General features: G+C 61.6%; 10 protein-coding genes and 2 riboswitches. Of the genes, 4 read left to right on the forward strand and 6 right to left on the reverse strand.

Features of this window, described 5'->3' with window-relative positions; translation table 11 throughout:
* The first annotated feature begins 57 nt into the window (after positions 1-57).
* Genes AB4X18_RS05095 through AB4X18_RS05105 form a run of 3 tightly spaced genes read left to right on the forward strand, consistent with a single transcriptional unit; the run spans position 58 to position 4,121 of the window.
* Complete coding sequence (locus tag AB4X18_RS05095; RefSeq protein WP_370402580.1) at positions 58-708, forward strand: ABC transporter ATP-binding protein; 651 nt, start codon at positions 58-60, stop codon at positions 706-708.
* Positions 705-3,221 carry an ABC transporter permease gene (locus AB4X18_RS05100; protein WP_370399082.1) on the forward strand — a complete coding sequence of 839 codons (2,517 nt, stop codon included), beginning with the start codon at positions 705-707 and terminating at the stop codon, positions 3,219-3,221. Before AB4X18_RS05095 ends, AB4X18_RS05100 begins: the two co-directional genes overlap by 4 nt.
* A gap of 36 nt (positions 3,222-3,257) precedes the next feature.
* A complete protein-coding gene (locus tag AB4X18_RS05105) occupies positions 3,258-4,121 on the forward strand; it encodes an inositol monophosphatase family protein (RefSeq protein WP_370399083.1) in 864 nt (287 codons plus the stop codon).
* Positions 4,122-4,210: 89 nt separating this feature from the next.
* On the opposite strand, the gene AB4X18_RS05110 is transcribed toward AB4X18_RS05105, so the two are convergent.
* The 4 genes from AB4X18_RS05110 to gcvT all read right to left on the reverse strand — a co-directional run bounded on the left by AB4X18_RS05110 (position 4,211) and on the right by gcvT (position 9,270).
* Positions 4,211-4,627, reverse strand: coding sequence for a globin domain-containing protein (locus AB4X18_RS05110; RefSeq protein WP_370399084.1), 417 nt, complete (start codon positions 4,625-4,627; stop codon positions 4,211-4,213).
* Positions 4,628-4,827: 200 nt separating this feature from the next.
* Positions 4,828-7,674: an aminomethyl-transferring glycine dehydrogenase gene (gene gcvP / locus AB4X18_RS05115; RefSeq protein WP_370399085.1), complete on the reverse strand. Its 2,847-nt coding sequence runs from the start codon at positions 7,672-7,674 to the stop codon at positions 4,828-4,830.
* A gap of 84 nt (positions 7,675-7,758) precedes the next feature.
* Positions 7,759-8,118, reverse strand: a complete 360-nt coding sequence (gene gcvH, locus AB4X18_RS05120) for a glycine cleavage system protein GcvH (RefSeq protein ID WP_370399086.1) — start codon at positions 8,116-8,118, stop codon at positions 7,759-7,761.
* Positions 8,119-8,145: 27 nt separating this feature from the next.
* Positions 8,146-9,270, reverse strand: a complete 1,125-nt coding sequence (gene gcvT, locus AB4X18_RS05125; protein ID WP_432817146.1) for a glycine cleavage system aminomethyltransferase GcvT — start codon at positions 9,268-9,270, stop codon at positions 8,146-8,148.
* A gap of 74 nt (positions 9,271-9,344) precedes the next feature.
* Positions 9,345-9,419, reverse strand: a riboswitch (glycine riboswitch).
* 1 nt (position 9,420) lies between these two features.
* Positions 9,421-9,508: riboswitch (glycine riboswitch) on the reverse strand.
* 91 nt (positions 9,509-9,599) lie between these two features.
* On the opposite strand from gcvT, the gene AB4X18_RS05130 reads away from it, so the two are divergent.
* A complete protein-coding gene (locus tag AB4X18_RS05130; protein ID WP_370399087.1) occupies positions 9,600-10,160 on the forward strand; it encodes a gamma-glutamylcyclotransferase family protein in 561 nt (186 codons plus the stop codon).
* On the opposite strand, the gene gltX is transcribed toward AB4X18_RS05130, so the two are convergent.
* Both gltX and AB4X18_RS05140 read right to left on the reverse strand, forming a co-directional pair.
* Positions 10,151-11,491 carry a glutamate--tRNA ligase gene (gene gltX, locus AB4X18_RS05135; RefSeq protein ID WP_370399088.1) on the reverse strand — a complete coding sequence of 447 codons (1,341 nt, stop codon included), beginning with the start codon at positions 11,489-11,491 and terminating at the stop codon, positions 10,151-10,153. The genes AB4X18_RS05130 and gltX overlap by 10 nt on opposite strands.
* 54 nt (positions 11,492-11,545) lie before the next feature.
* Positions 11,546-11,944 (reverse strand): DUF1801 domain-containing protein, encoded by a 399-nt coding sequence (locus AB4X18_RS05140; RefSeq protein WP_370399089.1) that lies wholly within the window; start codon positions 11,942-11,944, stop codon positions 11,546-11,548.
* Positions 11,945-12,025: the final 81 nt, after the last annotated feature.

Consider the following 12,025-nt stretch of genomic DNA (forward strand, 5'->3'; position numbering starts at 1 on the left):
GGACAGGGCGAGGGGCCACCATCCGTGACAGAACCAGTATTCCAGCTTGAAGATGTAATGCTTGTCCTCAAGGGCAACGCCGGACCCGTCGATATTTTGCGCGGCATTTCGCTTGAGGTCCAGCCGGGAGAAACGCTGGCCCTGACCGGTCCGTCCGGGTCGGGCAAGTCATCGCTGCTGATGGTCATGGGCGGGTTGGAACAAGCCACCGGCGGTCATGTGCGCGCTCTGGGCCACGATCTGACCACGATGAACGAGGACGCGCTGGCGCGTTTCCGGCGCGGCGACGCGACGCGGGGGCGAATGGGGATCGTGTTTCAGTCCTTTCACCTGATCCCGACCATGACTGCGCTTGAAAACGTTGCCACACCGATGGAACTGGCCGGGGCGGAGGATGCCTTCGACCGCGCCGCCGACGCCTTGGAAACCGTGGGCCTCGGGCACCGCACCGGGCACTATCCCGCGCAGATGTCCGGTGGAGAGCAGCAACGCGTCGCCCTTGCCCGCGCCTACGCCCCGCAACCCGCGATCCTTCTTGCGGATGAACCGACCGGCAACCTCGACAGCGCCAATGGGGCCGCGATCATGGATTTGCTGTTTTCCCTGCGCGATGCGCATGGCGCAACGCTGGTGCTGGTAACCCATGACCTCAAGCTGGCGGAACGGTGTGACCGCATGGTGCGACTGGCCGATGGAAGGCTCGTATGAGCCTTGATCTGGCCGCCCGTTTTGCCCGTCGCGAGATGCGCGGCGGATTGAAGGGTTTTCGCCTGTTTCTGGCTTGTCTGGCCCTTGGCGTTGCCGCAATTGCCGCCGTGGGATCGGTTCGCGCAGCCATCGAAGCGGGGTTGGAGCGGGAAGGCGCGGCCCTGCTCGGGGGCGCGGCAGAGCTGGATTTCACCTATCGTTTTGCCTCCCCGCAGGAGCGGGTGTGGATGGCCGCACGTGCACAGGAGATATCGGAAATTGTCGAATTCCGCTCCATGGCCGTGGTCGAAGAACAGCGCGCCCTGACCCAGGTAAAGGCTGTCGATGACGCCTATCCGCTTGTGGGGGAGATGGTGCTGGACCCACCAGTCCCGCTGGATCAGGCGTTGGATGGCGCAGACGGCTTGCCCGGCGCGGTGATGGAACGCGCCCTGTCTGACAGGCTCGGGCTGGCGCCCGGCGACGCTTTCACCCTTGGTACCCAGGACTTCGTCCTGACCGCTTTGATTCTGCGCGAACCCGACAGTGCCGCAAGCGGCTTTGCCCTTGGCCCGCGCACCTTGCTGCGGCGTGCGGATCTTGAAGGATCGGGGCTGCTTGCACCGGGCACACTTTTCAACAGCAAGTATCGCCTGACCGTTCGCCCCGGCACCGACCTGCAGGTGCTGGAGGATGAAGCGGCAGATGCTTTCGCCAATGCCGGGATGCGGTGGACGGATGCCCGCAACGGCGCCCCGGGTGTGGCGCAATTCGTCGACCGGCTCAGCGCGTTTCTGGTGCTTGTGGGCCTCTCCGGGCTTGCAGTTGGCGGTGTGGGCGTTTCTGCTGCCGTGCGGGCGTATCTGGCTGGCAAGACCGGTACGATAGCAACCCTTCGCGCCCTTGGTGCCGACCGGGCAACCGTGTTTCAAACCTACTTCATGCAAATCGGCGCGCTTAGTCTGCTCGGCGTGGCCATCGGTGTGGTGCTGGGTGGGGGCGCCCCGCTGCTGCTGGCCCCGTTGATCGAAGCGCGGCTTCCTGTACCCGCGGCTTTCAGCATCTACCCCGGCCCGCTTTTCGAAGCAGCGCTTTACGGTCTGCTGACCGCACTTGCCTTCACGCTTTGGCCGCTTGCCCGCAGCGAGGACGTGCGCGCCGCGACCCTGTTTCGCGATGCCTGGGCAGGGGCAAAGGTGCTGCCCGCCCGCAGATACATCGCAGCCGTGGCCGCGCTTGCGGCCGCACTGGTGGCGTTGGCAGGATGGTTCAACGGGTCCTGGTTCCTGACGCTCTGGACGCTGGGCGGCATTGCCGGCGCCCTGATCATCCTTGCGCTATCGGCGCTCCTGCTGCGGTTTCTGGCGCGCCAACTCGCACACCATACGCGTGGCTACCCCCGGCTGCGCTGGGCCATGGCTGCGATCAGCGGGCCTGGAGAAGGGGCAGCGGCGGTGGTGTTATCACTGGGGCTGGGCCTTTCGGTACTTGCCGCGGTGGGTCAGATCGACGGTAACCTCCGTCAGGCCATTTCCGGCAACCTGCCCGATGTGGCACCGTCGTATTTCTTCGTCGATATCCAGAAGGAACAGATGCCCGGCTATACGGAGCGGCTGGAAAACGATCCCGCCGTCAGCCGCATCGACAGCGCGCCCATGCTGCGCGGTGTGATCACTCAGATCAATGGCAAGCCGGCCAGCGACATGGCTGGTGATCACTGGGTTCTGAACGGCGACCGGGGCGTGACCTATGCCGCGACACCAGACGCAGAAACCACGATCACCGCCGGAGAATGGTGGCCGGAGGACTACAACGGCCCGACCCAGATCAGTTTCGCGGCGGAAGAAGCCGAGGAAATGGGCCTGACGCTCGGCGACACCCTGACCGTCAACATCCTGGGGCGCGATATCACTGGCGAAATCACCAGTTTCAGAGAAGTCGATTTCTCCACCGCTGGGATCGGCTTCATCCTTGCAATGAATCCTTCAGCACTTGAAGCGGCACCGCATACTTTCATCTCCACCGTCTATGCCACGCCGGAGGCCGAAGCAGCGATCCTGCGCGATCTGGCCAACCGCTATCCCAATATCACTGCGGTGCGGGTGCGCGATGCCATAGATCGGGTTGCCGATGTTCTGGCCGGGCTCGCCGCTGCCACCTCCTATGGTGCACTGGCCACGTTGCTGACGGGGTTCATCGTCCTGATCGGAGCCGCTGCCGCAGGCACCAGCGCGCGCACCTACGAGGCTGCGGTTCTCAAGACCCTCGGCGCGTCCCGGCGTTCCATCGCAGGCAGTTTTATCCTGCGCGCCGTATTGCTGGGTTTCTTTGCAGGCAGTGTCGCCCTTGCGGCGGGAATACTTGGCGGCTGGGCCGTCAGCCGATATGTCATGGAGACGGACTTTAGAATCATCTGGCCTTCGGCGTTGATGATCGTCAGCGGCGGGGTGCTGGCGACGGTCGTGTCCAGCCTCGGCTTTGCCCTTGGCGCGCTTGGCGCACGACCTGCGCAGGTTTTGCGCGCACGCGAATAGGCAAACCCTCTATGCGACACGGAGCGAGAGCGACACATGAACGACACCCTCCCCGCCACTCTGCCCCGCGCGGTCACCCCTGCCCAACAGCAGCAGATCGTGAACATCGTGCGCCGCGCCGCCCGCGCCGAAATCACCACACGCTTTGGCATCCTTGAACCATCAGAGATTTTCACCAAGTCCCGCAGTGACGATCTGGTCACCGTCGCAGATATGGCCGCCGAAGCGATGATGACCCGCGCCTTGCAGATCGCTTTCCCCCACGCCCTTGTCATCGGCGAGGAAGCTGCTGCCAAGAATCCAGACCTGACAGCAGAGATTGCAGACGCACCGCTGGCCTTCATCCTGGATCCCATCGACGGGACGTGGAATTTCGCTAATGGCCTGGCGGTGTTTGGCATGATCGTCGCCGTGACACAGTTTGGTCGCCCCGCCTTCGGCCTGATCTATGACCCGGTGCTGGACGATTGGGCCATTACAGATGACGAAAGCCATGCGCGCATGGACCGCCCGAGCGGGATCGAGACGCGATTGAAAGCTGCCATGGGCAAGTCAATCGAAACGCTGACCGGACTGGTTTCAATCAACCACTTCACGCCTGAAATGAAGCCGAAGGTCGCCGAAACCCTGCCGTCCTTCGGCCGCGTTCATTCGCTGCGCTGCTCGGCCCATGAATACCGGATGATTGCGCAAGGCCGCGCCGATTTCCTTCTGACCGCGAACCTGCACCCGTGGGACCACGCCGCAGGTGCGCTGATCTGTGAACGCGCGGGCGCGCATGTGGAGATGCTGGATGGCGGACCATATGATGCCAGCCGATTGGAGGGCCATCTGCTTGTGGCGCCCGACCGTCCGACGTGGAACCGCTTGAAAAAGATCTTCGGGTTCCTGTTGGCGTAACGGCAGTCAGACTTGACTTGGCAACCTCAAAAAAAGCTCCGCAGAATTCAACCTTCCGGACACATCGACAAGGGACCGCCGGAACAGGCTCAGGACTTGTGTCCAGAACGGATCATGGTGGCGGCAGTTTCGGCATAGGCATTCCGCCAGGCCGTTTCCAGATCGGGGGTTACCTTGTTCCCAAGGGTCTGGCGGATTGTATCGATCAAGGCCTCTTCCATGACGTCATAGCTGTCCGTGGACACCCCGATGGTCGCATGGAATGAACCAAGCTCCGCAAGCGTTTCGGCCTGCTTTTCCGCATCTTCCGCGTTCAAGATGACCTCACGCAGGGTCGCTACAAACTTCATTCCCTGCCCGGCAAGGTCCTCGCGAAAAAGCGCGCGCAACTCGGGCGCGCGCCGGAAAAGTGCTTCGTAGAAATCTGTCGAAAACGTATCAAAATCAGCCTCCAGGCGCCTGAAGCTTTCCTGCAGGAGTTCTTTTTCGCTCGTTTTGATAGACATTCAGCATCTCCGATTCCATGGGATACGGATATCGTAGCATACCCGATAGGGTATGTCAGAGTACGACAAGCTCACTCCGGGTTTGTCCGGAGACGGCTCCAGTGGCCCACAGATCCACTGCTCAGCAGTGTAGGGTGCGCATTCACTGCGCACCATCCACCGAACGACACCCAAACTACGGCACGCAAAAAACGCGCATCCTACTCCGCCGCTTCAGCATATTCCTCCATCGGCGGGCAGGTGCACACCAGGTTGCGATCCCCATGCACATTGTCCACCCGGTTCACCGGCGGCCAGTACTTGTCGACACGGAAAGCACCCGGCGGGAAACACCCCTGTTCGCGCGAATAGGGCCGTTCGCCCCATTCCAGCACCAGGTCTTCTACCGTATGTGGCGCATTTTTCAGCGGGTTGTTCACCGCATCGATCTCGCCCTTTTCAATGGCTGCAATCTCATCCCGAATGGCCAGCATCGCATCGCAGAACCGATCCAGCTCTGCCTTGTTTTCGCTCTCCGTCGGCTCCACCATCAGCGTGCCCGCCACCGGCCAGGACATCGTTGGCGCGTGAAACCCGCAATCAATCAGGCGCTTGGCGATGTCATCCACGGTCACGCCTGCGCTTTCCTCGAACGGACGCACGTCAATGATGCACTCATGCGCCACCCGACCTGTCGGTCCCTTGTAAAGCACATCAAACGCCCCCTCCAGCCGCTTGGCGATGTAGTTGGCATTCAGGATCGCCACACGCGTCGCCTGCGTCAGCCCCTCACCGCCCATCATCAGGCAATAGGCCCATGAGATCGGCAGCAACGAGGGTGAACCAAAGGGCGCGGCAGACACTGCATTGCCGCCTGCATTCGGATCCCCCGGCAGATGCGGCACCAGATGCGCCTTCACGCCAATCGGTCCCATGCCGGGGCCACCGCCCCCATGCGGAATGCAGAACGTCTTGTGAAGGTTGAGGTGGCTCACATCACCGCCCAGGTCACCCGGACGGCTCAAGCCCACCATCGCGTTCATGTTGGCCCCGTCGATGTAGACCTGCCCGCCATGATCATGGGTAATTTGCGTGACCTCGTTCACCGTTTCTTCGAAGACCCCATGCGTGGAAGGATAGGTGATCATACAGCCCGCAAGGCTCTCGGAATGCTGTTCCGCCTTGGCGCGGAAATCCTCCAGATCAATGTCGCCATTCTCCGCCGACTTCACCGCAACAACCTTCCATCCCACCATCTGAGCCGAAGCGGGGTTGGTCCCATGTGCCGACATCGGGATGAGGCAGATATTGCGATGCGACTCCCCGCGCGCCCTGTGGTATCCCGCAATGGTCAAAAGCCCGGCATATTCCCCCTGCGCCCCCGAATTGGGCTGCATGGATATCGCGTCATAACCGGTGATGTCACACAGCTTCGACGACAGATCGTCAATCAACACCGCATAGCCTTCGGCCTGATCCGCAGGCGCGTAAGGATGGATCAACGAAAATTCGCGCCAGCTGACTGGCGTCATTTCAGCCGCGGAATTCAGCTTCATCGTGCACGATCCCAAGGGGATCATCGCCCGGTCCAATGCCAGATCGCGATCCGCCAGCCGCCGCATGTAGCGCATCATCTCCGTCTCCGCCCGGTTCATGTGGAAAATCGGATGGGTCAGGTACTTTGTCTCGCGAATGAGCTTGTCCGGCATGTGATAATGCGGGGTGTAGTCCTTGTCCGCCTTGTCGATCCCGAAGGCCCGCCAGACCGCTTCGATCGTGGCAGGCTTGGACCGCTCATCCAAAGTGATCCCCACCTGCGTCTCCCCCACGCGGCGCAGGTTGATCCCCTCATCCACTGCCGATTTCAAGACCGCCGATTGCAACGGCCCCACCTCAACCGTGATGGTGTCAAAGAAGGTTGCCGGGCGCACCTCGAACCCTGCCATCTTGAGCCCCTCTGCCAACCGCACCGTCTTGCGATGGATGCGTTGCGCAATCGCCTTCAACCCCTCCGGCCCGTGAAACACCGCATACATCGATGCCATCACTGCCAGAAGCGCCTGCGCCGTACAGACATTCGACGTCGCCTTCTCCCGACGGATATGCTGCTCCCGCGTCTGCAGGCTAAGCCGATAGGCGCGGTTCCCATGGGCATCAATCGACACCCCCACAATACGCCCCGGCATCGACCGCTTGTAGGCATCCTTGCACGCCATATAGGCCGCGTGCGGGCCGCCATACCCCTCCGGCACACCAAATCGCTGGGTTGATCCGACGGCGATATCAGCCCCCATCGCGCCGGGTTCCTTCAACAGGGTCAGCGCCAGCGGATCGGCAGACATCACCGCGATGCCCTTGTGTTCATGCAACGCCGCAATCGGATCGCTGAAGTCGCGCAGATGTCCATAGGTACCGGGATATTGGAAAATCGCACCGAACACCGCCGCTGCATCCATGTCACGCGGATCACCCACAATGACTTCGATCCCTAGCGGCGCTGCCCTTGTCCGCATCACGGCGATGTTTTGTGGGTGGCAATTTTCATCCACAAAAAACGCCGCGCATTTCGACTTCGACACCCGCTGCGCCATGGTCATGGCCTCGGCACAAGCCGTCGCCTCGTCCAGCAAGGACGCATTCGCCACCGGCAACCCGGTCAGATCACAGACCATCGTCTGGAAATTCAGCAGGGCCTCCAGCCTGCCTTGACTGATCTCCGGCTGATAGGGGGTATAGGCGGTATACCATGCGGGGTTCTCCAGAATGTTCCGCTGGATCGTGGGCGGCGTCACCGTCCCGTGATACCCCTGCCCGATAAGCGATGTCAGAACCTTGTTCTTCGCCGCCACCTTGCGCATGTGCTCCAACACCTCGCGCTCAGACATCGGACGACCGAACTCAAGGCTACCCTCCATGCGAATGGCCTTGGGCAATGTGTCATCCATCAACGCCGCCAGCGACTTCGCCCCGACCACCTTCAGCATGTCCGACATCTCAGCCGGGCTTGGACCGATGTGCCGCCGATTGGCAAAGTCGTATGGCAAATAATCAGTAGGTTTGAAAGTCATCGCTAGGCCCCTGTTTCCAAATGGTAATAAAAACCCCGCCGGAGGCACGAAATATCTTTCGGCCTTCAGGCAGTCTCGCGCGGATCAACCGATAAACTTCTGATAACCGGCTTCATCCATGAATTCGTCCATCTGTGACGCATCACTGACTTTCATCTTGAAGAACCACGCCTCTCCCTGCGGGTCGTCATTGACCATCGCGGGGTTGTCCGTCAGCGCTGAATTCACCTCGGTGATTTCGCCATCCACAGGCGCCAGAATGTCGGAGGCCGCCTTGACACTTTCGATCACGACGATCTCGTCATCCTTGCTGACCGTGGTGCCTTCCTCGGGCAGTTCGATAAAGACCACATCGCCCAGCTGCTCGGCCGCATGGGTCGTGATGCCCACGACAACTTCATCGCCTTCTTCGCGCAGCCATTCATGCTCTTCGGTAAATTTCATCTGTCTTTCCCTGTCTTGTTTTCGATTTTATCTTTTGAAGCCTGCCGCAACAAAGGGCAGCGATGCAACCGCCACAGGCAGCCGCTTGCCCCGGACTTCACCCCAAAGCGATGTACCGACCTTATCAAGCCCGGCGGCAACGTATCCCATGGCCACCGGCGCTTCGACCGACGGACCAAATCCGCCGGACGTGACAACACCGATCTGCGCCCCCCCTGTCTCGGCATCGAAAAGCGGCACGCCCTCGCGCATCGGCGCACGGCCCTCGGGCTTCAACCCGACACGCTTGCGTCCCACACCGTCGGTCATGGCAGCCAGGATCACGTCCGCACCAGGAAACCCACCTTCACGCGCACCGCCACTGCGCCGCGCCTTCTGAATCGCCCAAACCAACGCGGCCTCGACCGGGTTCACTGCGGCATCCATGTCATTTCCATAGAGACACAACCCCGCCTCCAGCCGCAGACTGTCGCGCGCGCCCAACCCGATGGGGGCCACATCAGCATGATCCAACAGCGCCTGCGTCAGCGCTTCCACCTGATCGACGGGCACTGACAATTCATAACCATCCTCGCCCGTATACCCCGACCGCGATGCCCAGACCGTCACACCACCCAGATCCAAATCCCGCACATCCATGAACCGCATCCCGGCGGCGGCGTCATCCATGTTCGCAAGCACCCCTTCGGCGGCGGGTCCCTGCAGCGCGATGAGCGCCCGATCCTCTATTTCATCCACGCCAATCGCCGGCTCCAACGCCTCCCGCATCCGCGCGATATCTGCCTCCTTGCAGGCCGCGTTCACAACGACAAACAGCGCAGAGCCACGCCGCGCGAACATCAGATCATCCTCGATCCCGCCCGCCTTGTTGGTAAAGAACCCGTACCGCTGACGCCCATCGGCCAGCCCCAGCACATCCTGCGGCACCATGCGTTCGAACCCAATTGCGACTGCTTCCCATGACGCGCCTGTCAGCATCACCTGACCCATGTGGCTGACATCAAACAGCCCCGCCTTTGCCCGGGTGTGCAGGTGTTCCTTCATCACACCATCAGCGTATTGCACCGGCATGTCATATCCCGCGAACGGTACCATGCGCGCACCAAGGCCCACATGCAGATCATAAAGCGGCGTGTGTCTGAGATCGTTCATCCCCGCATCCTTCCATCAGGCCGGGTGCAAAACGCAAGAACCGGCATCCCGAAGCTGACCATGCGCAGCCCCTCGATGCCCCCTCTGTCCTTTCGCCTGAGATCGTTATCCCTTCGGCGGATGCATCACGCACCACTCTCCAGAGCTGTCCTGCCCGCCACGGTCCGTGGGCCTGAGAGTTTCCGGGGCGGTTGCTCCTTCGGCATCGGCTTGGCGCCGATTCTCCCATGACGGTGCCTATTGGTATGCCCGCGTATACGCCCGCGTCAAGCACGCTTGTACCTGCTCGCGTTGCGTGGTTGTTTGCCCCAAACACGGATGAGCACGACATGACCCCCTACTTCTTCGGCTACGGCAGCCTTGTGAACCGCAGCACCCATGCCTACCCCGATGCGCATCCCGCGCAGCTACAGGGCTGGCAGCGCGCATGGGTGCGCTGCGAGGGGCGCGATACGGTTTTTCTAAGCGCGCAACCCGCCCCCGACATCACCATCGACGGGCTGATTGCCGCCGTACCGGGGGATGACTGGGCCGCGTTGGATGAACGTGAACGGGGCTACGCGCGGATTGTCTCGGGTAATGCCGTGGTCCATCCCCTCAGCCCCCTGCCGCATGTCGCGCACTATTCCGTTCCCCCCGAACATCACCTTCCCGATGGCGATCACGTGATCCTGCTCAGCTATCTCGACGTTGTCGTTCAGGGTTTCCTGCGGGAATTCGGCGAAAAGGGTGTGGCGCGATTCTTCAACACGACGGCAGGCTGGAATACCCCCGTCCTGAACGATCGGGCAAAGCCGATATACTCCCGCGCACAAAAGCTGTCCGACGATGAGACCGGTCTGGTCAACGATCACCTACGGGAGGTCGACGCAACGCTGCTTCAGCCCTGACGCGCGCGCACCGTCTGCAACAGCGGCATGACGGCGGCCATCTCCGGCCCGCTCTCCTGGCCGGTCAGCGCCAACCGCAAAGGCCGGAACAGCCCGCGCCCCTTGCGCCCGGTCGCCTCCTTGACCGCAGCCGTCCATTGGCTCCATGTGTTTTCATCAAACGGCATCTCGGGCAGCATCGCCATGGCTTGCGCCACGAATGCGCGATCCGCGTCCTCGATCACCGGCTCCGCGCCGTCGCGGAACATCGCCCACCAGCCATCCAGATCGTGCAGCGTCTCGATGTTCTCATGGGTCACTGCCCAGAACTGCGCGGCCTTGTCGGCAGGCACACCAAGGCTTTCGATCTTGTCGGCCACATCTGCCGCAGACAACGTCTGCAGATAGCGCCCCGTCAGCGGGAACAGGTCCTTCACATCGAACTTGGTCGGGGCTGAACCGAAATGCCCGATGTCGAACCCTTCGATCAGGCTTTCCATGTCGGTGCGCAATTCCACCGGGTCTGATGATCCCAGCCGCGCCATCAGGCTGAGCAGTGCAAAGGGATGCACCCCCTGCGCACGCAGATCGCGCAAGGCCAGCGTGCCCAGCCGCTTTGACAGCGCCTCCCCCTGTGGCCCAGTCAGAAGCGAATGATGCGCGAACGACGGCACATTTTCCCCGCCCAGCGCCTCCATGATCTGGATCTGCGTCGCGGTGTTGGTCACATGGTCCGACCCGCGCACAACATGGGTCACACCCATCTCCGTATCATCCACAACGCTCGCCAGCGTATAGAGGATCTGACCATCGCCCCGGATCAGCACCGGATCGGATACCGAACTGGAATCGATGGAAATATCACCAAGGATCCCATCCACCCACTCGGTCCGCTGATTGTCCAGCTTGAACCGCCAGACCCCATCGCCGCGCTCTGCGCGCAAGGCATCCTTTTCTGCATCCGACAGGTTCAAGGCTGCCCGATCGTAGACCGGCGGCTTGCCCATGTTCAGCTGCTTCTTGCGCTTCAGGTCCAACTCCGTCGGTGTCTCGAACGCCTCGTAAAACCGGCCCATCTCGCGCAGCTTGTCCGCCGCCGCGTTGTACTTCTCCAACCGCTCCGACTGCCGCTCCACACGGTCCCAGTGCAGCCCCAGCCAGGTCAGATCTTCCTTGATACCGTCGACATATTCTTCCTTGCTCCGCTCGGGGTCGGTGTCATCGATCCGCAGGATGAACGTGCCCCCCGCCTTGCGCGCGATGAGATAATTCATCAACGCCGTGCGCAGGTTGCCCACATGGATATATCCGGTGGGGGACGGGGCAAAACGGGTGATGGTGGGACTGGACATCGCAAGGGTCTCCTTTTGCCGCGTGGCTTGTCACAGCGCGCTGGCATTGTCCAGTTAGGTGGGCTTGACGTGCCACCGCCTGGCCAGATCCTCCAGCCCGGCGCGGATCAGCTCTTCCAGAACCGCTTCGTCCGCGTCCGCAAGCTTGTTCAGATACAGACATGCCTTGCCCTTGGTATGCTTGCCCAGCCGCGCCAGAATACTGCCGAAATCCGCATATCCCGGCATGACGTAAATGCTCAGCTTGGCCTTGCGCGGGGCGAACCCGGTGGCCAGCATCGTCCCGCTGCGCCCCGACGCATAGGTGTAATCATAGGTGCCATAGCCCAGCATCTCGCCGGACCAAAAGACCGGCTTCCAGCCCGTGGCCCGGCGGAAAAGCGCATCCAATTGACGCGCCTCCGCATGCCGCCGCGCGGGGGTCACCTGCTGAAGAAATGTATGGGCATCCATGTGTGTTCTCCCATCCATACCTTACTGCAAAGGTCGCGGAAGAACGATACCCGAAGTCACGCCGAATTGAGCACGTGGAAG

The organism is Sulfitobacter rhodophyticola (genome assembly GCF_041281685.2).
GTDB lineage: Bacteria > Pseudomonadota > Alphaproteobacteria > Rhodobacterales > Rhodobacteraceae > Sulfitobacter.

Bases quoted from the DNA above. Each gene is read 5' to 3' on its own strand.
- gltX (WP_370399088.1), bottom strand. From the start codon at position 11,491: ATGTCCAGTCCCACCATCACCCGTTTTGCCCCGTCCCCCACCGGATAT.
- AB4X18_RS05130 (WP_370399087.1), top strand. From the start codon at position 9,600: ATGACCCCCTACTTCTTCGGCTACGGCAGCCTTGTGAACCGCAGCACC.
- gcvT (WP_432817146.1), bottom strand. From the start codon at position 9,270: ATGAACGATCTCAGACACACGCCGCTTTATGATCTGCATGTGGGCCTT.
- gcvH (WP_370399086.1), bottom strand. From the start codon at position 8,118: ATGAAATTTACCGAAGAGCATGAATGGCTGCGCGAAGAAGGCGATGAA.
- AB4X18_RS05095 (WP_370402580.1), top strand. From the start codon at position 58: ATGCTTGTCCTCAAGGGCAACGCCGGACCCGTCGATATTTTGCGCGGC.
- gcvP (WP_370399085.1), bottom strand. From the start codon at position 7,674: ATGACTTTCAAACCTACTGATTATTTGCCATACGACTTTGCCAATCGG.
- AB4X18_RS05110 (WP_370399084.1), bottom strand. From the start codon at position 4,627: ATGTCTATCAAAACGAGCGAAAAAGAACTCCTGCAGGAAAGCTTCAGG.
- AB4X18_RS05140 (WP_370399089.1), bottom strand. From the start codon at position 11,944: ATGGATGCCCATACATTTCTTCAGCAGGTGACCCCCGCGCGGCGGCAT.
- AB4X18_RS05105 (WP_370399083.1), top strand. From the start codon at position 3,258: ATGAACGACACCCTCCCCGCCACTCTGCCCCGCGCGGTCACCCCTGCC.
- AB4X18_RS05100 (WP_370399082.1), top strand. From the start codon at position 705: ATGAGCCTTGATCTGGCCGCCCGTTTTGCCCGTCGCGAGATGCGCGGC.